This window comes from Saccharobesus litoralis, from assembly GCF_003063625.1.
Classification (GTDB): Bacteria; Pseudomonadota; Gammaproteobacteria; order Enterobacterales; family Alteromonadaceae; genus Saccharobesus; species Saccharobesus litoralis.
In genome coordinates this window covers 770,152-794,855 of record NZ_CP026604.1, presented here as the reverse complement: position 1 = coordinate 794,855, position 24,704 = coordinate 770,152, and the positions used below count along the sequence as shown (strand labels likewise).

Sequence of the window (24,704 nt, the reverse complement as noted above, 5' to 3'; positions counted from 1 at the left end):
TTATTGTTGTTTATAATTAAATTTCAATAAAAACAAAATCTTATGTAGGTCGAAATTTATTTCGACAAAAAGATACTGCAGGTCTAATTAATACCACTTTTTTACTTTAATATGTATTAGAGCAGTCGAGTTAAAACTCGACCTACAAAGCATGTTTTAGTGAACTTGCCAACAGTTAAAGGGAGCATAGCTAACTAAAAAGTATTGTAGCTCGTGCATTTAGGCCGATGGGTAAATAAAGCAACGATTCTGAAAAGACCAGCCAAGGGCGATAAATCATTTTTAGTTCGTTGTTAACCATTCAAACCAACCTGAACCGAATAAATCCAATACCTCGTTTACTTGCGGCATTCTCGCTTTCTCCAATAATTTAATGGCGTGGTTTGTATAAAGTTAACCCTAAGATTGTTATACATTTATTAATTTACATAATAGGCCAATTGATTCTCAATTAACGCAAGTCTCGCTTTCTACAGATAAATTTAGTGGTTGACTTTAACTTTAAATTAACTAAGTTGATGAAATTAATTGTTTTTTATTGAGAGATTTACGGTTATGAATGAATCGAGAAACTGTGAATTCCGATCAATAAGTTGTATGTTTACTGGAAAGTATGTCTACTGAACCACTATTCAATATTCAAGGAAAACACTTTTTAGCGTCACTGCTTGGTGCGCTAGCATCAATGGCTATACCATTATGCTTTGTTTTATTATTTGGTTTCGCTGAAATATATTACCCACCAGAAAACCCTGAAAATGACGGGTATCTTCGTGGTTTTGCTGTTTTTCTTGGCTTTATGCCGATATTGTTTTTCAGCTATTTAACTTATTTTATTTTACTGTCTATCAAACAAGGTTTGAGCTTTAAAGTAGCTTCTGTTGTTTCTACATTTCTAGCTGCTTTAATCGGATTAGGTTTTGCCCGTTTGGCAAGCCTCGGCGGTAATTTAAATGATGCTATTATAACTGGCGCTCTCGTATTCACTTTTTTTGCAACTAGCTTGTTCGCTGGTACTTGGGCTTGGCATAGAAAGCTGTAAACATAACAATGCAATTATGATGGGACGCAAAAGCTTGGCTGCGTCACTTCGTTCCTATTTTAGCCAAGCTTTTTCGCGCCCCATATTACGGCGTTATATGCCTTCGAGATTGTGTTTGGTGAAAAATTAGGAGATTGTTTTGGGGATTTGTAAACTTACAGGTAAAAAAGGAAAATTTGTAAAGTCTCACATTATACCTAAGTCTGTCACCAGACCGAGCCAACCAGGTAACAAGTTTTATCAAGCAGATCCTATAAACCCAGAACAGAGGTATTTTAAAAGGTCTGATAGTTGGTATGATAAAAGCATCGTCACTCGAGAAGGCGAAGATGTACTTTCCGATCTTGATTCATATGCTATAAAGGAGCTAAGAAGCTGGGGACTACTATGGTCAAGTACAACGCTGAGAAAACGTGCTTCAAACTCTTTGCAAGAGATCACAGTTGTCGAATTTCAAGAACCTGAAAAAATGCGTAAATTTTTCTTAAGTTTACTTTGGCGAGCTTCTGTTTCCACATTACCTGAGTTTAGAGAAATCACCTTATCTCAGGAAAAATTAGAGCGTTTAAGACAAATCTTAATGGGTGAGTGCTCAGATGATTTTAGCTTTTTTCCTATAGCTTTAGTTCAACTGCCAACTAAAGGTCCAGTGCACAATTTCGTACCAATTAAACAAAAAATTGGCAAACACAAAAAAGAAATTTATCGGTTTTATATGGATGGTCTAATTGCACACATACACCTTAGTGATCCTAAACTAGCGGTATTGGTTGAGCCTATCCCTTATGACCACCCCATGTTTGTGGGTTATCAACAAACTATTGTCACTCAAGTTGAGACATCTGTATCATTTCATTTAGGTAATTTATTTAAACTTCATAACGAGTTTTTAAACAATCACCCAAGTCTTAAAAAAGAGGCGTTGGGCGGCATATAACAAATAAGGATATGTGGCGCGAAGCCGACACATCATCCCAGTGTTGGACAATCCCGGAGCGCAGACTCACAAAAAGGTGAGGTGTAATAATAGAACCGCATCCCTGCTTTATATAGTCAATATCGGCTCTGGCCAAAACCACAAAGTGGCGAAGGTGCCAATCGTCACTTTTTTCAGGCCGAGTGAGGCTATGGCTCATTTAGCCAACGCGCTAACTCGAAAAATAACGAAAAAAAATAACGTGACACCCACCTTAAAAAGTATTATCCAATCTTTTAGAAATTTCCGATGCCTGTCCGGAGTGAGCTTGCGCATTAATTGATTAATTTGTTGGTTTTATCGCGTACTCGTCTATCCATAGCTCTTTGCGCTGAAACGGGGTTTTAGACGATAAAAATGGGTTGCCGATATCTATGATGGTTCTTTGCGCTAAGTTAGCGCGTGCGACATCTTCAGCGTAGTACTTATCAAAAATGGTTTTAATTAGCTTTTGTTCAATCATTTTCTCAAGGCCATATTCAATACGTTTGACTAGTCTCGGAAACTTGGGAGATACGTAAATGTAATAAGGCATTGGCATATAAATGGCTAAGTTAGGCTCTATCATTAGGTTATCTAAGGTAGCTGCACGCAGTTGCAATTCGTCGTAAGCTTCGTGTACGCCTCTGGGGATATAATCAAACCTGTTGTGTGACAACTGCTTAAACATACCATCGTAACTCGCGCCTTCTACAACGCTAAAACCTTGCAGTTTCATTATCTCAGCTGTGACGGCATTAGCATGAATACCCGCAGTTAAAGCTTTAAGTTGGGCAAAGCTGGTAATGCCTTTAAATAATGCTTGCTTGTTTTTATTAATAACAAGTAAACGATAATTAAGAATGCCGCGGCGAATAGGGATACGGATGGGAATAGCAAGGTGATCTTTGTCGGTAGTTGCACCACTCATGGCTAAGTTGATGGTTTTTCCTAATGACAACTCATAAAAGGTTTGATCGTTTGGCATTGAGATGGGCAGTTGTTTTACTACGTATTCGCCGTACTTATCTTTTGAAAGGCTCAAGGCTAAGTCTAAGATTTCAGATATGTATTCCTCTCTAACATCGAGTTCAGACTGACGGCTGGTCATTGTAATTTGGTCAATCTCTTGATTGGAAAAATCTGATTGCGCGTGGACCGAACTTGAGAAAAGCAAACAAATTAATAAGGCTAAGTAGCCTAGAGAGCAAAACGTAACTTTTTTCATTTGTCGTTCCTGTTGAACTTTAATATGACTATCGAAATACCCAGCATTAAACAGCAAGATAAAATCACCAACAGGATGCGTTGATATCTAATGGTGCTTTGGTCGTTGTTGGCTTGGTGCTTCAATTGCTCAAACTCGCTTGTCTGATTTTGTAACTTGCGGGTTAAGGTCGACATAGTGTTTTTAAGCTGGTCTAGCTCGTACATTTTATTGGTGATATTGATTAGCACTTGCGCTTCGCTTTCCCGCTTTTTAATCACCTCACTTTTCATTTCATTTATTTTGGTGATTTGCCGTTTGGCATAGTCTAAGGCTTGTTGTAAATCGCCACGTTTTTCAGCCGCTATACTCAGTGCCGAGTAGATCTGAGTGATGATGGGCTTAGCTTGTATTCGTATGGCAATGCGTAAACCTTGGTTGGCCCATGCTTGAGTCTTTGCTGGCTGAGTATTGGCATAAAGCGTGGCGATATTGGCTAAATTGCTAGCCTGTTCCCATAGGTCTCCGGTTTGCTTGGCTGTAATCACGCTATAATTAAATGACTCGAACGCCAGTTGGTATTGACCTTTGGCTTGATAAATCAACCCAAGGTTTTTTTTAATAGTTGCTTGGCCTTTTTCGTCACCAATATCACTATATACAACAAAAGCTTGTTCAGATAAGGCAAGTGCTTGTGCATAGGCATTATCATAAAACTGCAGTAAGCCTAGCTCTCGTAATGCTGCGGCGTAATATTTTTTATTGAGCTTATCTGTTGGTAAACGCAAGACTTGCTCAAAATACAGTGTGGCTTTGTCGCGTTGATTTAATTGTCGATAGGCTAAGCCCACTGTATTTAATGAAGTCGCAATGCCGTTAACGTTTCTGTTTTTTTGATAAATGTTGAGTGCTTCTAAACCGCAGTCTAATGCATTGTCAAAGCTACTTAAGCGCCGATATACGGTAGAAAGGTGTAATAAAGACTTTAGGGTAAATTCTTCATTAGCGGTTTCTTTACTTATTTTTAGTGCTCTATTGCCATACGATAAAGCTTCACCAAAAGCGCTGCCTTTTTTATAGGATCGAGAAATATTGAGTAAGACTTTAGCTTGTTGTTCAAGGTTATTCGATTGCTCATGCAGGATCAGTAACTGTTTAAAATATTTGATTGCTGCAAAGTTTTCATTAATTCTGGTATAGGCGAAAGCTAAGCGTTGCCACAACTTGGCTTTGATATTATCGGGTTGAGTGTGAACATGATAATTGGCTAATAAATAAAAGCGTATAGCTAATTTGTGCTGTTTGCTGGCTAAATACACATCACCTTTGCTGTTATATGCGCGTTGCAGTAACGCTGGATTATTGCCGTTTTCTTCTATTACTTGTAAAGCATCGTCCAATAGATGTATTGCCTTGTCATATTCTTGTTGTAGCTGATTAATAGTTGCGCTTATAAATAACAACTCCGTTTTAGCCAAAACTTTGATAAATTTTGATGTTGCACTAAATGAATCGTTTGATGCGTATAAGTGCTCGGCCTTTTGCAATAGGGTTAATGCGGCTTTTAAATCGTTTTGCGTGGTAGCCAACATTGCTAACTTGACTAGGATTTGAAATTCCATTGGCTTATTGGGTGAGCTTTGTAGCAGGGTTAAGGCTTTAGATAGTGACCGCTTGGCGGCGTCTACATCACGGTCTTTATTATTGGTTGCCAGTTTGATTAATTCTTGCACTTCGCCGTATACGTGGTTTGAGGTTTGTTCTGCATATGAGTTGGGTATAGCCACTAAAAAATAGAAAATAACGAAGTGAAACGTGTTTCTCATATAAATAGTCCGAACAATCAGCGAGTATTAAAATTGCCTAAACTGAATATTGGCTTTACCAATATTCGATACTTATAATATACCTTTTCAATTCATTTAATACCAATATAAATTAATTCTATGAGTGAGTTATATTCCTATGTTTATGCATAACGATAATTTAAAGGGTGCTGGAAGTGAAAAACGAGCGTATTTTTAAAAAGCAAAGGAGGCTTTAATTGCACTGATAGATTATAAAACGGACATCTAATAATACATTCATAAGACATCACTATCTGAATTGCAATTGTTTGGCATGTGGCTAATACCCATAATGAGTACGCGCAAAGCTCATGTCATCGTCCCGCGTTGACTCGTGGCATTCTCGCTTTCTCCAATAATTTAATGGAGTGGTTTGTACAAAGTTCCCCCTAAGATTATGATTTTTAATCATTATTAATTTACATAATAGGCCAATTGATTCTCAATTAACCCAAGTCTCGCTTTTTGCAGTTAAATTTAGTGGTTGACTTAAATTTTCAAGTAGCTAAGTTAATGAAATTAATGTTTTTTATTGATTGGATTTATGGTTCGGAATGAGACTAGAAACTGTGAATTTCGATCAATAAGCGTTAGCTTCTTAAGCGTTTCATCATAGAATGGAGTCAATATGAACGATTTTACCCCGCCCCCGTTAACTGATGAGGACGTGATTTTTAATTCTAAATTAGAACACTTGTATAATCATGAATTTGGCGACGGTCGCTTTTTTCAGGTTATCTTTTCTGATGAAAATGAGACACATATTAAGTTAGCTGCAAGAACTTGTCTAAAGGTCGTTTACCTCAAAGAAAAAGATGATCTTGAGGGATTTGAAATAATAAAAGTAGTTTCAAACAAAGAAAAAGAGCGAGTGAAATTATCTAAATTCAATTTAGAGCAACTAACTTGTTTTTTAGAGTTTATCAAAGAGCTAGATTTCAAAGATGTAACTAAGCGGCGTATTTCTTTAGCAGATGATGAATTGAGCGTTCTAGATTCTGAAACCAAATCTAAAATAGCGACACTATTATCTGGCGATGATGGAAGTGACGTGGTTTATGAGTTGCTGGATAAAGGACTAATCACGAACCAAGACCTCGTCAATACAGGTTATAGAAAACATCAATTAGAATTATTCGAATCACTATTATACAAAGGCGGCCTGCCAGAATATAAAGTTCAAATAGGTAATCCAAATACAAAGGACGAAACTGCTTGGCAGCATTTTTTTCAATCTAATGAATGGATATTTGGTTACGGCCTTGATTATAGATTTCAAGGAATTCTCCAAAAGGAGTTTCATGCATCAGCATCTAATGCTGCTGGCAAAGAAGAGGTCATTGCTGACTTCTTATTAGGTGATAAAAAATTTACTACATTTGTTGAGCTGAAGTTACCAACAACTGAGCTTTTTAATAAATCGAAGAACAGGTCAAACTGTTGGAGTTTATCAAACAGCCTTATCGATGCCTTTTCTCAAATATTAGAGCAAAAGGCTAGTGGTCAAATAAAAATTGAAACAACCAAAGATCTTATAGGCGATAACGATGAAGAGATAAATCAACGCTCTTATGATTCTAAAACAATTTTAATTATGGGCAGTTGGGATCAGATTAATAATGATCCTATTGGTATTAAGCGAATTAAAGAGAAAACCTTAGAATTGTTCCGTAGAGATTCTAGAAATGTAGAATTGGTCACCTATGATGAACTGTATGAAAGAGCGAGATTTATCGTACATAATGAGAAGCATTCAAAACGAAGCTAACAAGTCAATTCAGCAGGACAAAAAACAGTTGGTTTTGCTCCTGCGTCGCTAATTTTAACCAACTATTTTTTGCCTCTGATTGAGGCGTTAGGAATCACTTGAAGATATGCGTGCGTTTTTAATTTTGGTAACAACTTTTCTATTAAGTTCGTGCGCTGATTTATTTTTAGCATCTACAGGTTTACGTACTTTTTATAAAATCGAGAAACAACAAGTAAAATATTACCAATGGAACGTAGTTTCTCAGGAGTTTTCAATAAGTAAGCTTACAGATGCAAATGCTCAGAAATTTAAAGAGTTATCGCCCCATTATGGTAAGGACGATCTTTCTGTTTTTTATGGGAGCAAAAAATTAACAAATGCTGATCCAAACACATTTCGACTAATAAACGCATTTATAGCTATGGATAGCAAAAATGTTTATGTAGATGGAAAACAGCTTCAAAACGCGGATCCTCAGACATTTAAATATCACGGTAGTAGTTGGGCTAGTGATAAAAACGATTATTATTTTAACGGCGTTAAACTAAGTGTGTGTGATATAAACAGTTTTAAAGTAGTTGAAGATGATTACCCTCGAAGAGGATATGACAACTATTGCTATTTTTACCAAAGCTACAAAGTCCCCTTGAGAGATCGGGACAGTTTAGAAATCCTTAATGGGCTGTACGCTAGAGATAAATATAATGTTTATTGGGCTGACCGAGTTGTTAATAATGCACAACCAAGTAAGATTATGGTGCAGCCTAATCGCAGTTCTCCTTTAGCAACTGACGGTAAGTTTTGCTTTAGTGGCACACAAATCATCGGCTGTGCTGATTTAAACTTAAATGGGCAAAAATTTTGTGGGTGTGATACCTAACAAATAAGGATATGTGGCGCGAAGCCGACACATCATCCCAGTGTTGGACAAGCCCGGAGTGTAGACTCACAAAAGGTGGGTTGTAATAATAGAACCGCATCCCTGCTTTATTTAGTCAATATCGGCCTGTGGCAAAACCACTGAGTGGCGAAGGTGGTGGGCGTTCAAAGTGCAGGCTAATGCGTTTGATAGCGCGACAGTAACCATCAATTGTCGCTGGGCGCATTCCTTGCCTAAGCAATGCACCTTGCTGAGCTTGATATAATTGCTCATATCGGACTTGGTCTAACGGATCCATTATGATACTCCTAGGTTAGCGGTATTTAGAATTAAATACCTACCTTAGAGTATTGATAACCCAAGCGAGAATGGTAAGCTAAAAACCATACTCTGCCGCGTAGCGGCTTAGTTCAACAATCGCATCAACGCATGGAGTAATAAAGTTGGGCTTAGTTCGTGCCTCACAAATTTTAGCCAAACTTTATTAGCCCATTGTTTTGGCGTTATATTTTCAATTGACCTTGCGGTAGGTTAAAATTAGAAAAAATGGTCAACGGAATATAGTTTTTGAACGACTGGATTTTACAAGACTTTAATGCGGGCGAGATTAACTGCCAAATAATTGAATTCAAAGTTTCAGAAATAAGTTATGTAATGCTTTTTAACCGTATAGACGCAACTCGAGATCAAAACGCTATTGATGAAAAAGCTGCAGAATTAGGGTTGGAATATAGAGAAAATAGCTATGAAATTAAATTTGATTTAAAAGATAACTTTGATAATGATAATTATTTTGCCCCAAGAATAGAAAATTTTACTATAGTGGAAATGCGCTTTTTAGGCCGAACTGTTAGAGATCTAATAGAATTTCATTATCGAAATACCAATGCTGAAGCATATTTGTTTGCGGCTGAAAATGACAAACTAAAAAGGTATTATGATGGACTTGCTAAAAAGTATTCAGGTGAGTTAAACTTTAAAGTAGTTGACAACTTAGGAGAAGAGGAGCTCGGTTATGAAATCACAACCCCAAGTTACAAAAGCTAGAGCTGCTAAGATTGAAGCCATGAAAAAAATCAAGGCGGCATATACAAAGTCCAAAATTAATGGACAAGTCAAAACATATCAAATAAAACCAGCTTAATTAGCTGGTTTTTTCGTAAATAGGCCTGCAAAAATCAAACAAAAAAGGATATGTGGCGCGAAGCCGACACATCATCCCAGTGCTGGACATTATTGGGTTGCTATGTTCATGATTTAAAGGCACAACAGGGCGTTTCATTTAACAAATTGGGCTTTTATCCATATCTCTAAGTGAATAAAGTACATATCTTCTCAGATAGTCCAAGTTTAGCGTTAGCTGAATTCCTAAGGGTGGCCGGAGTCGCACGACTCCCACCAATTTGCAATATTCAATTATTACATGAGTTTACCGATGGCGCTGATGACAGCCATCGGTAAACAATTTGTTTTATTGAACGGCTAAGTGCCGTTATGGAGTGGTATGGAGGGGGGAGTTTATTCGGTAATAATCTCGACTTCGTTAATACTAACCCAATCGCCTGAGTAGTTATGTGCACCCGTGACAACCAGTTTGACGTAACGGCCTGTGGCATTAAAGCTGGTGGTTAATGGCTGTCCAGTACTGGTGTTGCCTTGTTTATTAGCGACGGTAGTAAAGCCACTACCTTTGTATTGAGACACTTCAATACGGTATTGATAGGCGCGATCAAGGTAGGTCCACATTTTGGTGCCTGTGATGGTTTTTCCTATACCCAAATCAAACATTACGCTTTTAGGGAAACCTTGAGCACTCCAGCGCGAATCATCATTTTTATCACCATCTAATAAATTAGCCGCTACGTTAGGTGATTGCTCAGCATCGACCATTTCTATGGTGACAGGTATCGCATTAACGGTTACGGTAATTGATGCTTCACCTTGATTACCATTGCTATCCGTTGCCACTGCTCGTAACGTATGTTGACCAACAGATAACCCCAGTAATTCGTTTGGCTTACCAGCATGTCCCCACTCATATGGTGCTACATTTTCTTGACGAAGTAATACATCGTCGACAAACAATTGTACGTTACTAATACTGGCGTTAGCGCTGGTCGCTAGTACATCGAACGATAAGGCGTTGTAACCTTCATTTAAAACAACATCGCCAGATTGAAAGTCAACTTGTGACGCTTGATTTAAATCGAGATCGATAATTTGCACGTAAAGAGGGCGTTTGTCGCCAGATACTTGCTCTTGTAAGTAATAGTAAATTTTACCTTGTTCAATTTTCACTACACCGTGCGAGTATGTTTTGCCGGATGTTGCTTGATAAATACGAGTGAAATTATTGGTACCGCCTGGCGCCTTTTCAACAAATGGACGACCGTTTTCTAAACCCACAATATAAATACTGTCACCATAGCTATACAAACGTGACGCACCAGGGAAATTCGTCGTGGTGGTAAAGTTGCTATTACCGGCTTTTTTATATGTATGTACTTTGACATTTTCCGTGTTAGCAATGTTTTTAACCGCGCCGATAAAGTGAACATCACCGTTATCTGTTACTGTCCAATCAAAACCACCCACGATATGTACCTGATTTGCACCGGTTTCGTTAATTAAATTGCCCGGCTCAGAAATTTTAATAAAATCAGCGTCAATTAAAGGTAACGAGAAACCTTGTCCTTGGTGGTTTTTCCAACTGTTTAAACCATCTTGGTGATCAGAATAGGCGTAATAAAAGCCGTTTTGATATTTGTACTTGTCGTTATTGTTGCTGGAACGGCGCTGAAAACCAACACGGACTTTACCGTCAACGTATTTCATATTGCCGTATACGCCCCAGTTGTAGTCCATGCCGTGGCTTTTGGCATCAAGTACGTTAAACTGAGTAAAGTTGCCCCACTTATTCTGGCTAGCTAAATACTTAGTAAATTTATAGGCACCATTATTGTTACCGCCTTCGCGGATATACATTAACAACTCATCTTGGTCATTAACAAAGAACTTAGGGTAGGTTAAGCCAGAAAATTCGGCATAATCTAATTGTCCAGTCATGGTTAGGTGTTTGTAACCACCATCACTATTTGTTACAAACTGGCTTAGGTTAAAATCTGCGTCAGATACGGTTGCCGCGTTGTCCTTAGAATAGGAATAGCGGAAATAATCATCGCTTAAACTACCGTCAGATGGCTTATCTGCCGAGTAAGCATGCATGTCGTATAGCAGGTGAATCGTACCATCTATGGGACTAATGCCTATCGCAATATTGTTATGTGATTCGCCAATCCACCATTGATTAAGGTAACCCGTGTGCGTATGTGGAAATTCGATAGATTTGGTGGTGCCAGTTTTGGTGTTGTAGCGGGTTAACATGACATGCCGGTTGTATTTACCGCCGCGATACCAAGTTACAAAAACATAGTCGCCATAAATTTTAACACTGTCGCCGGTTGCATTAATTTTAGGGCCAAAATAGTAATCGTATTGGCCGGGGCCTGAATTACTGGCATTGCCAGCAACTTTAGAACCATCAAAATATAAGCCGTCGTTAGTAATTTTTTTCTCTTTTTCCAACGTAACGGCGGCATTGACTTGACTGCTTAGTAGCAGTAATCCGCCGGAGCAAGCTAGGGTTAACGCTTTGCCAACGGAACTTAGCAATGAATGTGCTATTTTTTTCATTTTATTTTCCCTTTGTGCTTTATTGTTTGTTTAATAGAGTCGTGCTTGAGTTAATGGTGGAGCAAACCGTCATGGTTAACTTAGCGAATGTAAAACTCGCCTTGCTAACCATGCCGATGGACAAACGCTAGCCGCTATCCATTGCGGAGCAGATAGCGATGGTTTTTGTTGAAGATGTCAGTCGATTAATCGGTAGTTATTTCTACTTCGTTAATACTGACCCAATCACCTGAGTAATTATGCGCGCCAGTGACAACCAGTTTTACGTAACGGCCTGTGGCATTAAAACTAGTGGTTAATGGCTGACCTGTGCTGGTGTTGCCTTGTTTGTTGGCGATAGTAGTAAAGCCACTGCCTTTGTATTTCGAGACTTCTATGCGGTATTGATAGGCACGATCAAGGTAAGTCCACATTTTAGTTCCAGTGACGGTTTTACTAACACCTAAGTCAAACATTACGGTTTTAGGGAAACCTTGAGCGCTCCAGCGCGAGCTATCGTTTTTGTCGCCATCTAATAAGTTTGCCGCAACATTTGGTGATTGCTCGGCATCGACCGTTTCAATGGTAATAGGTAAAGCATTGACCGTTATAGTGGTTGAGGCTTCGCCTTCATTGCCGTTGCTGTCGGTAGCGACTGCTCTTACCGTATGTTCGCCAACGGAAAGGCCTAATAGCTCGTCAGGTTTACCCGCATGTCCCCATTCATAAGGTGCTACGTTTTCTTGGCGTAACAGGCTGCCATCTACATACAATTTAACGTTATCTATGCTGGTGCCTTGCACTGGGCTGGTAGCTAGCGCTTCTACTGAAAGTTGGTTGTAACCTTCATTTACGACAACATTGTTTTGGTCAAAACTCACTTGCGGATCTAAGGCTAAGTCGATGATTTGTAGATAGGCGTTACGCTTATCGCCAGAACCGGCTTCGAGTAAATAGTAATAAAGCTTACCTTCGTAGATATGAACTACACCTTTGGTAAAGGTTTTACCTGTATCAGTTCCACTGTAAACGCGAGAAAAGTTATTCGTGCCACCCGTTGCTTGGTCAATAAAAGGGCGACCATTTTGCAAGCCAATTAAATACACTTTATCGCCCGAGGTATAAATGCTCTCTGCACCAGGGAAGTCGGTTTTGGTTATAAAATCTCCCGTACCGCCTTTTTGGTAGCTATGGGTATATACAGTCTTGTTGTATTGTTGGTCTTTGACTTTACTAATAATGTGCACATCGCCAGCATCCGTCACTGTCCAATCAAAGCCAGATACTATGTTGACTTGGTTTTTTGCTGTGGTCTGAACTAAATCACCAGGCTCTGTCACCAATAAATTGGCGGCATCAACTACCGGCATAGAAATAGATTGGCCTTTATAGTTTTTCCACTGCGATTGACCTGATGGATCATTTGAATAAGCGTAGTAAATACCATTTTGGTACTTAAATTTATCATTGCCATTACTTAATCGACGCTGAAAGCCAATGCGAATTTTGCCATCAACATATTTCATCGAGCCGTAAATGCTCCAATTGTAGTCGGCGCCTTTGCTTTGAGCGCCGGTTGAATTGAAATCGCTAAAGCTGTTCCATTTAGATACTCCATCGTATTTGTTGTAAACAATTTTACCATCGTGCGAGGTGCCGTAACGCATATGCATAAACAGATCACCTTGGTCGTTTAAGAAGAAGCTAGGGTAGGTAAGACGAGAAAACTTAGAATGGTTCTCTGTCCCTGTCATGCTTAAATGCTTGTAGTCGTCTGGCCCTTCGCTTTTGCTACTGGTGTCTTTTACAAATTTGCTTAAGGTAAATTGTGAATCAGCAACGGTGGCTGCCCCCGCTACGCTGTATGAATATCTAAAGTAATCTTTGGCAAAGCTACCGTTACCACCAGCGTCTGTACCCTGATGATAGGCATGCATGTCATATAAAAGATGAATGGTTTCGTTTTTAGGGCTGATACCAACGGCTATCGTGTTATGAGTTTCACCTACCCACCAGCGGCCTTCAAAACCAGTATGTTGATGAGGAAACTCAATGCTTTTGCTGGTTCCGGTTTTCATGTTGTAACGCGTCAACATAACTCGACGGTTGTATTTACCGCCTTTGTACCAAGTCATAAAAACATAGTCTTTATATACTTTTATTGCGTCACCGTGTGGGCTAATTGACGGGCCATACATGTAATCATATTGGCCTGGACCAATATCCGGATCGTTTCTGGCTGTAGTTACTGATGATTTTTTAACGCCATTAAAATATAGGGCTTTGTCGGTGACTTTTACCTCTTGTTCTAGGCTGATAGTGGCTTGTGCAGAAAAGCTAAGCAAACCAGCCAAGACTAAACTACAAAACCCTAACCTAGATATTTTTGTGGTGCGCTTGTGTTTTATTATCATTATTGACTATCCAAAGTTACATTTGTTTAAATTTGGTTAAAATATCGCTTGTAATGATAATAAAAGATTGAAATGGATCAATATTGATTTGTTATGAATGTTGATGGTTTCTATAATGGATTGGTCTTGTATATATGGATTTGCGATGATATTGCGCAGAACGGGTATAGAATTATGAAATATTTTGTGATTGCACTATGTGATATTGGTTTGCTGGTCAATGAATTCAGCTTGATCTAATGGCGCGAGGGGGCTTGCAGGGTTAGAAGGTGAGGTACTTTAGCCAAGGCTAGCTAGATTGATGATAAGAATTAAAATGCCTGTGCAGCATATCAAGCCATGAGCAGCTTGATATGCCAAAGCAAGACTAAGGTTAAGAAAAAGAAATCCTGACAAAGAAATTCAGACAAAGAAAGCCGGATTAACTCTGTTTGTTCTTATTACTCGTGTGGTAAATAGGCTTTTAGGCGTTTTATTACATCTTTATATTTTTTCTGCTCGGCTAAGTTAGTGTATTCATTTGGATCCGTTGCTAGATCATATAACTCTTCTTGACCGCGAGAACGTCTTATGTAATTCCAGTTATCAAGGCGAATTGAGCTATTGCCTTTGTTGTAAGTAATGATGGCCGGTTTATCCCAATTTATATGCGGGTTCGTCATCAGCGGCGTTAAGCTATTGCCTGACAGTTTAGGCGCATTTTCAAGCTGTAAAACATCAACCAGTGTCGGATAAATATCAATGAGTGAAACGGGTTTGGTTATTTTGCTCGCTTTACCGTTAGGCATTTTAATAATAAATGGTGAATGAGTTGCATCATTCCACAGTGAAAATTTTTCCCAACGTTGTTTGGTGCCTAAATGAAAACCATGGTCACTCCAAAGCACGACTAGTGTGTTGTCTTTATGTGGACTTTCTTCTAAGCCCTTTAGCATGCGACCAATAACAGCATCCGCAAAGCTAACACTGGCTAAGTAGCCTTGTACTGCTCGCTTCCATTCATCTTTATCACTCATGACCTTTTGCGCAAAGCCGCTGGAAAAATTAGTTTTACCTTGCTGTGCAATGTCGTCCATATCACTGGCGAAAAAGGTCGGTAATTCAATTTCGTCAATAGGGTACAGGTCGAAGTACTTTTTCGGTGCTATTTGTGGTGAATGAGGGCGTGATATGCCGCATGCAAGAAAGAAAGGTTTGTCACTCGCTTTTTTCATATAATCGGCGCAATATTCTGCTGTTTGCCAGTCACCTGTTTGTTCAGTTGTTTCGTTCGATACACCCCATACACCGAATTTGCGAATGTAGTCAGTAATAGGTAAACCGTTAAATTCACTTGCACCATTTAACCATGCTGCATGATTGTTTTTATCTAAAAACATTTTGTGGCCCGCAGCCCCTGTGCGTGTTCGGCCTTGATAGTCCCATGAAATAGGATCAGACATTGGATTGGCTTTGGCGCCCATACCGTGTGGGTGATGGAAAATTTTACCGGCAGCTACGGCTTCATAGCCGTTTTTACGCATTAACTGTGGCAAGGTAACTAAATCTTTATTGTTTTTTAATTTTCTAAAATTACCTTTGTTGGTGTACTGCCCTGTCACTTCTGGTCGCAAGCCGGTTAATATTGCAACACGCGATGGGTTACAAGCGGGAACCGCGGCATGGGCATTCGCAAACTGCACACCTTCTGCCGCTAGGCGATCAATATTGGGGGTAATGGCTTTGCCGCCCCAAGATGTTGGCCAATTGTTCATGTCGTCAATAGCGATCATTAATACGTTTAATTTATCCTTGTCATTGGCCGCTAAAGTTGAAGAGCACATAAAAAGCGAGCTCAAAGCCAAGGTGTTGACGAGTGTTGCGCCTAATAAACGCTTAATATTTTTATTCATTATTTTTCCTAACTAACTTGAAACTGATCAACACAACTGCGTAGCGTATCGCCAGTGGTAACTAATTTATCACAAGACTTTTCAGCAGAATGCGCGTGCTCTGCCATTTGCTCGGCGTCATGTTTTATGTGGTGAATGCGCTCGTTTATTTCATTGGCGACGCAATTTTGTTCCTCGGCGGCAGTGGCTATTTGGCTCGACATGCCAGAAATGGTGTCTAATTCGTCTTTCATTTCCGCGAAAGCTTGTACGCTGTCGACAACCGCAGTGACCGCTTCTTCACCTTTGGTTTGTAAACGCCCCATGTTAGTAACTGCACTGTGCGAACCCGCCTGTAATGCTTCTATTTGATCACTAATTTGTTTGGTCGATTCTTGTGTTCGGCTAGCTAACCCGCGTACTTCGTCAGCGACAACGGCAAAGCCACGGCCTTGCTCGCCGGCACGAGCGGCTTCAATTGCTGCATTTAATGCGAGTAAGTTTGTTTGTTCAGCAATACCTTGGATAACATTGAGCACCGAGCTAATCGTGTTGGTTTCATCATTGAGGCGCTCGACGACTTGCGATGTATTACCGAGTTCATTGATTAGTTCTAACATTAAATGCCGGCTTTGGTCGGCTTTTTCGGCACTTTGTACCGAGGTAGAATGGGCGCGTTGTACTGCATCTGACGTCAGTTGTGAGTTTTGTGCGACTTCGCTAATTGAGGCTGTCATTTCGTTCATGGCGACAGATACATTGTCGGTGGCTTGATTTTGGCTATCGGTAGACTGCAATGTGGTTTGCATGGCGCTAGCGACTTGGCTTGTCACGTCGGTTACGATATGGGTTTGCTGGTAAACTTGCTTTACAGCTTGGTCGACGTTGTCTAATAAGCTATTCAACGCTTGCGCGACTTCAGCTATTTCGTCAGAACCTTTTGATTCAACTCTATGTCCCATATCTTTAGATTGAGAGATATAGCGACAGGTTTTGACTAAAGCGGCCAGTGGGCGATTAATACTGCGTACAATAAAGTAAGAAATTAAACTAATCAGTGTAACTAAAGTCATTAATACACTTAGCGTAAACCATAAATTGCTGTTGGCTTGCTGTTGCTGTTCAGATAAAGAGTTGGAAATTTCATTCAGAATTTGCTGTTGAGCTTGATTGTAAGTCGCGAGTAATTGACTCATTATTTCAAAGTAGTGGGTCGCTTCCATATCAATCGGTTTATCAAGCATATATTTCATTTGATTAATAAAGGCGATAGCTTCTTTTTGTGAAGCTAATTGACTATCGTTTGTGATAATTGCCCGCACTTCTTCTGAGCCATTACGTAATAATTTTGATTTGTACTCTGCTTGAACGGCTTCAATATTGATAAAGTGGCGAAAGCGCCCAACACCAAAAGTACCTCTACCTAATGCGGCGCTAAAAATAACGCCGCGCATTTCGGATGTAATATCTTTAATTTGCATTAAGGCGTGTAAATTTGTGGCAGTGACCGACAAGCGTTTGTTGTCTGCCAACGAGATAATTTCTTCAACTAGGTTGATCAGTTTAAGGTTACGGTCTTTGTAAGTTCTGAAGGTATAGCGAGAATCAGATACCTTGTTTTTAAGTTGTTCGACCGCATCGCGCACTGTATTAAGTTCATTAAAGGTTTCTTGAAATTGCACAAGTTTGTTATAGAAACGCGGTAAATCCTGTAATTGAGGGTGGTTGCTAACGTAAAAGTTAAAGCTGCTAATTTGTTTATCGGTTGACTTACGGGCTTGTTCAACTTCACGGGAATAGCGCTGTTTTTTACTATGAAAATAACCAAAGGAATAATCGCGTTCGTCTTGTAGCGCGGTTAATAATTGCGATGACTCGTTAATCAACGTCATTAAGGTTGAAATATCTTGCAGGTTATTTTGTTTTTGTAGGGCGTTATCAACGCGCTCATACGATAACCAACTTACAACGGCAAGTGGCAGTAAAATGATGACGATAATGCGAGGCAGTAACCTGATATTGCTCAATATTAACATGCTATTTCTCTTTGCTTTGTGGCTACCTCCTTGGCTGCCTGTAACATCATTGCTTTGGTTTCTAATTCTAAAAGGATAAATAACTTGGTAATAATATAATACAAATGTGGTGGGTTAGGTAGGATATATTGTATTAAAATTGTAAATAAATGTACGTTGTCGCTACAATTAGGCGTTGTTAGAGTGCTAAGTTAATGAAAAATATATGCTATTTTTCTAATCCTTGTTAAGCGCATTTGTCTGATTTATTTAACCTCTGCCTTTATTTTATATAAGTGAGCTTAAGTTGGTTGTTAATACAGTCTTCTCGCTCAGGCCTTATGGTTCATTGTCAGCGCTTACTCTCGACTTTGCTTACATGGATGTAAGTACTTAGGTTTCGTTTGGAACAGGAAACCTGCCCCTAAAACCTGATAGCTTTGACTATAGGTAATAAAGTACCTTATCCTGTGCTGCAGTTTTAGCTAGGGCAGAGGGATTAGGGGGTAAAATAATGCATTTTGAAACACAAATATTATCTGGACAAACCATACGCTTGGAGCCTTTGAGTCGCGATCATTATCAAGGTATTCTACAGGTTATTAACGATGGCGAGTTATGGAAATTGTTTGTCACCTTAGTGCCACATCCTGATCATTTAGATGTCTTTTTCGATGACGCTCAACAGGCTGTTACTGAGGGGCACGCTTTGCCGTTTGCTATTGTTGATCAAGCCAGTAATCAAGTTGTCGGCTCAACACGATTAATGAAAGCGGATTGGTTGCATAAAAGAGTGGAAATCGGCTTTACCTTTGTTGCGCAATCTTTTCAAAAAACAGCGGTTAATACAGAAGCTAAGTATTTGTTGCTACAACATGTATTTGAAAGGCTCGAATTTAATCGAGTTGAATTGCTAACCGACTATTTTAACCGAGCGTCACGCAATGCTATTGAACGCTTAGGCGCTAAGCAAGAGGGCATACTACGCAGCCATATGGTAATGCCCAATGGCCGCGTACGAGACTCTGTGCTGTACAGTATTATTCAGCATGAATGGCCTGGAGTACGGCAAAACTTATTAGACAAACTGGCAATGCGCTAAAGCCAGTTGGCCTTGTTTTCATTCGTAAGTTGCTGATTTATATCCCGCTATTTAAACATTTTTAAACGGCAGATCACGATAGCGTTTACCGCTTGCTGCAAATACGGCATTGCTCAGCGCTGGCGCAAAAGGCGCCACGCCGGGTTCGCCTAAACCCGTTGCAGGGGCTGGGGAATCAATAAAGTGCACATTAACTTGCGGCATATCGGTAATTCGCAATACGGGATAATCGTGAAAATTAGAGTTAACCACTGCGCCTTGTTTAAACTGAATTTCAGTATGCATGGCTAAACTCATTCCCATTACGACAGCGCCTTCCATTTGCGCTTTAGCGCCATCTAGGTTTAATACTTGGCCGCAATCCACTGCACAATCAACATTAAGCACTTGGATGTTATCGCCAACTACTTTGACATGTACTGCCATGGCAACATGAGAGAAAAAGCTATAGTGTACGGCAATGCCAATGCCTTCTCCTGGCGGAAGGGTTTTACCATAGCCAGACTTTTCAGCGGCTAGCGCTAACACGGCTTTTGAACGTTGTCCTATTTTTTTTAGCTTTTTGTTTTTAACGTTATCATAAATATTATTGAGTAACGCGATGGGACTTTGCCCTGCTTTATGGGCGAGTTCGTCAATAAAAGTGCCGTAAGCAAAGCCTAAGAAAATAGCGTAAACCGCGCGATACCAACCAATACGGGTGTGAGCGGGCGCTATACCTGATTCTGATTGGAAGTTTTTTATGTCAAACGGATGATTGTTGATTTGCCCCAGTGCTTTTTGCGGTGCGCGTTGGAGGCTAGGGTCAAACAAGGTATTGATAGAAGGAAACGCAATTCGGTGCAACCACGCGTCTAATTGCCCATTTTGATTAATGCCAGCTTTAATATGCTGTGCATTAATCGAATGGTAGTAACCCGTGCGCATATCTTCTTCACGCGTCCAAGTTAACTGTACCGGAGCTTTGATGGCTTGTGATATGGCCGCGGCTTCTTGTACATAGTCAGGCTTGGATTTACGACCAAATGCGCCGCCGCATATCATCACATGTACGGTTACCGCTTTGGCGTCTATGCCTAAATATTTACTCACTACTTTTTGAATATTCTCAGGGTGTTGGGTGGCGGCCCATATTTCGCAAGTACCATCATTTTTGACCCAAACCGCACTCGCATTGGGCTCCATTGGGGCATGACATAAGTGTCCACCGGTATAGGTTGCTTCATGAGTGATAGCGGCATTGGCTAGTGCGTTAGTCACCTTGCCTTTTTGTTTGATGACTTTTGCTGGTTTCTCGACATTTTCAACCAGCATTTTTTTGTATTCTTGGGTGTTGTAGCTTGCGTGTTCGCCTTTGTCCCATTCTATTTTAAGCTGTTTGACCGCTTGTTGGGCTGTCCAACTATTATTGGCGACAACTGCAACACCACCAAGAGAACCAAATGGATCAGCAAAGGGTTGTATTTCGATTACGTGGCTAACGCCTTTAATCGCCAATGCTGCCGATTTATCAACAGATTTTAATTTACCGCCCATGACGGGGCAGTGTGTAATGGCTGCGTATTGCATGTTAGGTATTTTAGCGTCAACGCCATATTGGCGTTTGCCTGAAATAACCATTGGTACATCATGTCGCGGAAACTCGGTGCCAAGCAGTTTAAATTCTTCTCTCGATTTTAATTTTGGCTTGCTGGGCACCGCAACAGCCGCTGCTAAACTGGCTAATTGACCATAGCCGAGTTGTTGGCCGTTAACCTTATTGTGAACAAAATGCGCTTGTGTAAAACAATTGTCGACAGATGTATTCCAAACTTTGGCCGCGGCGCTGATTAGCATTAATCGCGCGGCTGCACCCGCTTCGCGCATTGGGGTTAACATTTTACGAATGCTGGCCGATCCCCCTGTGTTTTGTGGGCCATATTTTTCGGCATCGCCGTCGGCTTGTTTTACGATGACACGGCTCCAATCAGCGTCCATTTCATCGGCAACTGCACCAGGTAAAGCGGTGCTAATGCCTTGCCCCATTTCACAGCGGCCACAATACAAAATTAGATCACCATTTTCATATAAATGAACAAAGGCATTTGGCGAAAAATGCCCCTGCTCTTGGGTGACAGAAAGGCTTGGTAAGCTGACGCCTAACAATAGTCCACCTGAGGTTGCCGACATGGATTTGATAAAGCTTCTGCGTGAAATACCTTTGTAACCCGTATAGTCGTTGAGTAATTCTTTTACTTGATTGTCCATGATCAAAGCTCCTGTTTTGTCTGGATGATTTGGCTTTCATCACTTGCGGCCTTAATGGCTTGTTTGATCCTTTGATAGGTACCACAGCGACATATGTTGCCCGCCATGGCTGTATCAATTTCGCTATCACTTGGACTTGGGTTGCTATTTAACAAACTAGCGGCATTCATAATTTGCCCAGCCTGACAATATCCGCATTGCGGGACATTATGCGCGATCCACGCTTTTTGTAATGGGTGATCGCCTTTTGCCGATAGACCTTCGATAGTGATCACACTTTTATTGGTTAAGGCAGATAAAGGCATAATGCAAGACCGAGTGGCTTGGCCATCAACCAATACCGTACAAGCACCACATACCCCCATGCCGCAGCCAAATTTGGTGCCAGTTTTTTCAAGAGTGTCTCGTAAAAACCATAGTAGTGGCATATTTTCATCTACGTCTATGGCAATGTTCTGTCCGTTGATATTGATTGTATTAGGCATCTTGGCTCCGGTGCTCTTATGACTGATTTGTTATATTTTTGTATGTAATAAACAATTTTTACCAATCTAGCTAAATCAATACAAAGCGCAATGCATGAAACTGTTCTTTACCTAACTTTATCTAATTACGATAAAGATCAACTCGATCAAAGGAAGTCCTTTCTATTGTCTTATCTTTTACTTTCGAAAATACGATCCCATTAAAAGGTCTATACTCATATATAGAACCTGTTGTTTTAAAGCTGAAAAGTGAATTCTCATAAGGGGCGTGTGCTATGTTAGTTGGTGTACCTAAAGAAATTAAAAACCATGAATATCGTGTCGGTTTAACCCCAGCATCTGTCAATGAGATTGTGCAAAATGGTCATAGCGTGATAATCGAGGAGAATGCGGGTATTGGTAGTGGTTTTTGCAATCAAGAATACCTTGATGTTGGGGCTAGTATTGTTAAATCTGCCAAACAGGTATTTAGTGACGCCGAATTGATCATCAAAGTAAAAGAGCCACAGCCGCAAGAATGCCAAATGCTAAACGCAGGACAAGCTTTGTTTACTTATTTACATTTAGCACCTGATAGACAACAAACTCAGCTATTGCTTGAATCAAAAGCAACCTGTATTGCCTACGAAACCGTTACTGATAAACAGGGTTCATTACCTTTGCTGGCTCCCATGAGCGAAGTTGCGGGTAGAATGTCTATTCAGGCGGGGGCCTATCATTTGCAAAAAGCCCAAGGCGGATTGGGTGTGCTATTAGCCGGTGTGCCAGGTGTAGCGCCAGCAAAAGTGGTTATTATAGGTGGCGGTGTTGTGGGGGCGAATGCGGCAAAAGTGGCGATTGGCATGGGGGCTGATGTGGTTATTATAGACCGAGCTTTGCCGCGCCTACGTCAATTAGACGTTGAGTTTAACGGACGGCTTAAAACCTTATATTCAAATAGCCAAACAATTGAAGATGTGGTGACGCAAGCTGATTTAGTAATAGGTGCTGTGTTAGTACCTGGTGCTGCTGCGCCTAAACTGGTTAATCACCAGCTTGTAAAAAAAATGAAGGCTGGCAGTGTGCTGGTAGATGTGGCTATTGATCAAGGTGGTTGCTTTGCCACCTCAAAACCCACTACCCATCAAGATCCAACTTATGTGGTTGATGGCGTAGTTCACTATTGCGTGGCTAATATGCCTGGAGGTGTCGCTCGTACGTCGACTTTCGCTTTAAATAACGCTACCTTGCCATATGTTTTGGCGTTAGTTAATAAAGGGATATTGCCCGCACTGCAACAAGATGCGTTTTTTTTACAAGGCTTAAATGTATATAAAGGGCAGTTGACCAATCAAGCAGTCGCGCTTGCGCATGGTATGCCTTATGTGGCGGCAGATCTCGCAGTACATAATTAACGCGTGTGAATTAGAGCGGTATGAATTAACACTGTATGTCGCTCAATTGCATTTTAAAAAATGACAGCAGTATAGGCACTGTATGAAAGCCGATACTGCTGATAATATTGTCGTTGAGTCGTGTAATCTTTGTTTATTCTAGGTTAAACAATCCATCACTGCGCACGTAAATAAGGGTTTCTTGCTTGGTTTTTACTTGGTGAGCAAAACGACCTGTTGAACTGAAAAAGCTGGCTGTATTTAATTTGAGTGGCGTTTTAGTTTCTTCTGAGGCGTAGTTAATTGCGCCACTGATCACAACGGCTTTAAACTCGTTAGCATTGACGGTTAGTGTGCCATTAAATCCTGCTTGCAGTTTAATTAAGGAACCCGTTAATTTGCTAGAAGATTTACTTTGCCAAAGGCTGGCCACTTGCGCGCCATTGCTCGGTAGAAATTTAATATCTTGAGCGTCGAGCCAGACTAGGTTGCTATGATCAACATTGACTGGCTTTTCACCATTGTCAAAAGCATGATTTGACGGTTTAACAAGGTAAGGACCGCTGTCAATTTCTAAGTAAATAAGGTTTTCCACGCTGTTGGCGGCAGTGATATGGTCATGGCCAGCTGGCTGTGTCCAATACGAGCCAGGCCCCATCCACATTTTTCCGGCATGCGGATCAGCATTGTGCATTAAGCCTTTTATTACCACACCACGATAAGAAATATTATGGATATGCGGCGGTGAAGCAAAGCCCTTTTTGAATTTGACTAACATGCCAGTTGCTGTGTTTTGAGTTCTATCTCCCCATAAGTCTGCCGCGGCTGGGCTTTTATCGCCGCGTAATGGGTTTAAATAGCCCCAATCAACTTGCTCTGTGGTTATGACTTGTGATGACTTGGCTTGTGCAACTGTATTAAACAACAAACAAAAACTTGTTGTTGTGATTGCAAGTAATCGAGATATTTTTTGCATGGGTGTATTCCTATTCCTTTAATTAATTGCTGTTTAACAATTTAGTCGAGTTATTTTATATTTATAATTTTTTAATAAAATATGTGGTAATAAATAAACACTTTCAAAATTATATTTATAATAAAAAGTGTCAAATCACTAAGTTGTTCACATTGCCTGTTGTGATCTGGGCATGACTTTGTTCTACTACAATCCTTAAAAATATCGTTAATAAGAACCAACATGGATTGGATGACTTTTACCATCAAGCTGATGGATATACTGGTTTGGCCTATTGTCGTGACGGCGGCTGTTTATGCATTGCGTCAACAATTACGCCACCTAATTCCGTTCACCAAAAAACTGAAATACAAAGATTTTGAAATGGAATTTGGCCAAGAATTAAAAGCCGCTAAACGCGATGCCGAAAAGGCTTTTCCTGAGATCAAACGTGACAAAAAAGCCATGCTGATTGCTAGTGCTGATAGTATGCCCAGCGCTAGTATTATGGACGCATGGCGCGAAGTTGACCAAGTGGCTGAAAAATTGGTTTTAGCTAAGCGGCCTCAAGCTGATTTAGATACCAATCAAAGGTATAAGTTAATAGAAGATCTGTTAATTGAATTAAAAATAGTCGATACACCCAAAAGTAAGTTATTTAATGAATTAAGAACTTTGCGCAATAAAGTAGCGCATGCCGAGGCGTATCAAGTGAGTGGCACAGAAGCCGTTCAGTATATTGAGCTGTGCTATCGCTTAATTGATTACTTGCAAACCAATAAAGTATAAGTTTTTTGTGGGCGAGTAATCGCCGACAATGAACCATAAGACCCGAGCGAGAAGACTAAATTTAACAATTCTTTTACTTTGCATACGTATGGTTTTTGCG

18 protein-coding genes are annotated in these 24,704 nt (G+C 40.2%); 8 read left to right on the top strand and 10 right to left on the bottom strand.

Annotation, left to right across the window (positions count from 1 at the left end):
* Nucleotides 1-613: 613 nt before the first annotated feature.
* A complete protein-coding gene (locus C2869_RS02985; RefSeq protein ID WP_108601539.1) occupies nt 614-1,042 on the top strand; it encodes a hypothetical protein in 429 nt (142 codons plus the stop codon).
* A gap of 139 nt (nt 1,043-1,181) precedes the next feature.
* Entirely contained in the window at nt 1,182-1,979 is a 798-nt protein-coding gene (locus C2869_RS02980; protein WP_108601538.1) for a hypothetical protein, read from the top strand.
* A 322-nt stretch (nt 1,980-2,301) separates the two neighbouring features.
* On the opposite strand, the gene C2869_RS02975 is transcribed toward C2869_RS02980, so the two are convergent.
* Together C2869_RS02975 and C2869_RS02970 are read right to left on the bottom strand one after the other, a co-directional pair.
* Nucleotides 2,302-3,225, bottom strand: coding sequence for a substrate-binding periplasmic protein (locus tag C2869_RS02975; protein WP_108601537.1), 924 nt, complete (start codon nt 3,223-3,225; stop codon nt 2,302-2,304).
* Entirely contained in the window at nt 3,222-5,030 is a 1,809-nt protein-coding gene (locus tag C2869_RS02970) for a tetratricopeptide repeat protein (RefSeq protein ID WP_108601536.1), read from the bottom strand. Before C2869_RS02970 ends, C2869_RS02975 begins: the two co-directional genes overlap by 4 nt.
* A gap of 649 nt (nt 5,031-5,679) precedes the next feature.
* Between C2869_RS02970 and C2869_RS02965 the strand changes: the two genes are divergently transcribed.
* A complete protein-coding gene (locus C2869_RS02965) occupies nt 5,680-6,819 on the top strand; it encodes a Shedu immune nuclease family protein (RefSeq protein WP_108601535.1) in 1,140 nt (379 codons plus the stop codon).
* A gap of 106 nt (nt 6,820-6,925) precedes the next feature.
* Entirely contained in the window at nt 6,926-7,681 is a 756-nt protein-coding gene (locus C2869_RS02960; protein WP_108601534.1) for a DKNYY domain-containing protein, read from the top strand.
* Nucleotides 7,682-7,796: 115 nt separating this feature from the next.
* Here the strand turns inward: C2869_RS02960 and C2869_RS02955 are convergent, their stop codons facing one another.
* A complete protein-coding gene (locus tag C2869_RS02955; RefSeq protein ID WP_108601533.1) occupies nt 7,797-7,979 on the bottom strand; it encodes a hypothetical protein in 183 nt (60 codons plus the stop codon).
* Between the two features lie 269 nt (nt 7,980-8,248).
* Between C2869_RS02955 and C2869_RS02950 the strand changes: the two genes are divergently transcribed.
* Complete coding sequence (locus C2869_RS02950) at nt 8,249-8,728, top strand: hypothetical protein (RefSeq protein WP_108601532.1); 480 nt, start codon at nt 8,249-8,251, stop codon at nt 8,726-8,728.
* A gap of 471 nt (nt 8,729-9,199) precedes the next feature.
* On the opposite strand, the gene C2869_RS02945 is transcribed toward C2869_RS02950, so the two are convergent.
* The 4 genes from C2869_RS02945 to C2869_RS02930 form a co-directional block, all read right to left on the bottom strand.
* A complete protein-coding gene (locus tag C2869_RS02945) occupies nt 9,200-11,374 on the bottom strand; it encodes a BNR-4 repeat-containing protein (RefSeq protein ID WP_108601531.1) in 2,175 nt (724 codons plus the stop codon).
* A gap of 185 nt (nt 11,375-11,559) precedes the next feature.
* A complete protein-coding gene (locus tag C2869_RS02940) occupies nt 11,560-13,767 on the bottom strand; it encodes a BNR-4 repeat-containing protein (protein ID WP_228710748.1) in 2,208 nt (735 codons plus the stop codon).
* A 440-nt stretch (nt 13,768-14,207) separates the two neighbouring features.
* Nucleotides 14,208-15,659, bottom strand: a complete 1,452-nt coding sequence (locus tag C2869_RS02935) for a sulfatase (RefSeq protein ID WP_108601529.1) — start codon at nt 15,657-15,659, stop codon at nt 14,208-14,210.
* 8 nt (nt 15,660-15,667) lie between these two features.
* A complete protein-coding gene (locus C2869_RS02930; RefSeq protein ID WP_108601528.1) occupies nt 15,668-17,674 on the bottom strand; it encodes a methyl-accepting chemotaxis protein in 2,007 nt (668 codons plus the stop codon).
* Nucleotides 17,675-18,167: 493 nt separating this feature from the next.
* Between C2869_RS02930 and C2869_RS02925 the strand changes: the two genes are divergently transcribed.
* Nucleotides 18,168-18,755 (top strand): GNAT family N-acetyltransferase, encoded by a 588-nt coding sequence (locus C2869_RS02925; protein ID WP_108601527.1) that lies wholly within the window; start codon nt 18,168-18,170, stop codon nt 18,753-18,755.
* Nucleotides 18,756-18,806: 51 nt separating this feature from the next.
* Here C2869_RS02925 and C2869_RS02920 read toward each other — a convergent pair whose 3' ends face one another.
* Together C2869_RS02920 and C2869_RS02915 are read right to left on the bottom strand one after the other, a co-directional pair.
* Entirely contained in the window at nt 18,807-21,002 is a 2,196-nt protein-coding gene (locus C2869_RS02920; protein WP_108601526.1) for a xanthine dehydrogenase family protein molybdopterin-binding subunit, read from the bottom strand.
* A 2-nt stretch (nt 21,003-21,004) separates the two neighbouring features.
* Complete coding sequence (locus tag C2869_RS02915; RefSeq protein ID WP_108601525.1) at nt 21,005-21,487, bottom strand: (2Fe-2S)-binding protein; 483 nt, start codon at nt 21,485-21,487, stop codon at nt 21,005-21,007.
* 275 nt (nt 21,488-21,762) lie between these two features.
* Between C2869_RS02915 and ald the strand changes: the two genes are divergently transcribed.
* Nucleotides 21,763-22,881 carry an alanine dehydrogenase gene (ald, locus tag C2869_RS02910; protein WP_108601524.1) on the top strand — a complete coding sequence of 373 codons (1,119 nt, stop codon included), beginning with the start codon at nt 21,763-21,765 and terminating at the stop codon, nt 22,879-22,881.
* Between the two features lie 133 nt (nt 22,882-23,014).
* Here ald and C2869_RS02905 read toward each other — a convergent pair whose 3' ends face one another.
* Nucleotides 23,015-23,836, bottom strand: coding sequence for a DUF4437 domain-containing protein (locus C2869_RS02905; protein WP_108601523.1), 822 nt, complete (start codon nt 23,834-23,836; stop codon nt 23,015-23,017).
* Nucleotides 23,837-24,058: 222 nt separating this feature from the next.
* Here C2869_RS02905 and C2869_RS02900 point away from each other — a divergent pair, with 222 nt between their 5' ends.
* Nucleotides 24,059-24,604: a hypothetical protein gene (locus C2869_RS02900; RefSeq protein ID WP_108601522.1), complete on the top strand. Its 546-nt coding sequence runs from the start codon at nt 24,059-24,061 to the stop codon at nt 24,602-24,604.
* Nucleotides 24,605-24,704 lie beyond the last annotated feature (100 nt).

Coding starts and splice junctions, on each gene's coding strand:
- C2869_RS02985 (WP_108601539.1), top strand. CDS start 614: ATGTCTACTGAACCACTATTCAATATTCAAGGAAAACACTTTTTAGCG.
- C2869_RS02975 (WP_108601537.1), bottom strand. CDS start 3,225: ATGAAAAAAGTTACGTTTTGCTCTCTAGGCTACTTAGCCTTATTAATT.
- C2869_RS02970 (WP_108601536.1), bottom strand. CDS start 5,030: ATGAGAAACACGTTTCACTTCGTTATTTTCTATTTTTTAGTGGCTATA.
- C2869_RS02965 (WP_108601535.1), top strand. CDS start 5,680: ATGAACGATTTTACCCCGCCCCCGTTAACTGATGAGGACGTGATTTTT.
- C2869_RS02960 (WP_108601534.1), top strand. CDS start 6,926: ATGCGTGCGTTTTTAATTTTGGTAACAACTTTTCTATTAAGTTCGTGC.
- C2869_RS02955 (WP_108601533.1), bottom strand. CDS start 7,979: ATGGATCCGTTAGACCAAGTCCGATATGAGCAATTATATCAAGCTCAG.
- C2869_RS02945 (WP_108601531.1), bottom strand. CDS start 11,374: ATGAAAAAAATAGCACATTCATTGCTAAGTTCCGTTGGCAAAGCGTTA.
- C2869_RS02940 (WP_228710748.1), bottom strand. CDS start 13,767: ATGATAATAAAACACAAGCGCACCACAAAAATATCTAGGTTAGGGTTT.
- C2869_RS02935 (WP_108601529.1), bottom strand. CDS start 15,659: ATGAATAAAAATATTAAGCGTTTATTAGGCGCAACACTCGTCAACACC.
- C2869_RS02930 (WP_108601528.1), bottom strand. CDS start 17,674: ATGTTAATATTGAGCAATATCAGGTTACTGCCTCGCATTATCGTCATC.
- C2869_RS02925 (WP_108601527.1), top strand. CDS start 18,168: ATGCATTTTGAAACACAAATATTATCTGGACAAACCATACGCTTGGAG.
- C2869_RS02920 (WP_108601526.1), bottom strand. CDS start 21,002: ATGGACAATCAAGTAAAAGAATTACTCAACGACTATACGGGTTACAAA.
- C2869_RS02915 (WP_108601525.1), bottom strand. CDS start 21,487: ATGCCTAATACAATCAATATCAACGGACAGAACATTGCCATAGACGTA.
- ald (WP_108601524.1), top strand. CDS start 21,763: ATGTTAGTTGGTGTACCTAAAGAAATTAAAAACCATGAATATCGTGTC.
- C2869_RS02905 (WP_108601523.1), bottom strand. CDS start 23,836: ATGCAAAAAATATCTCGATTACTTGCAATCACAACAACAAGTTTTTGT.
- C2869_RS02900 (WP_108601522.1), top strand. CDS start 24,059: ATGGATTGGATGACTTTTACCATCAAGCTGATGGATATACTGGTTTGG.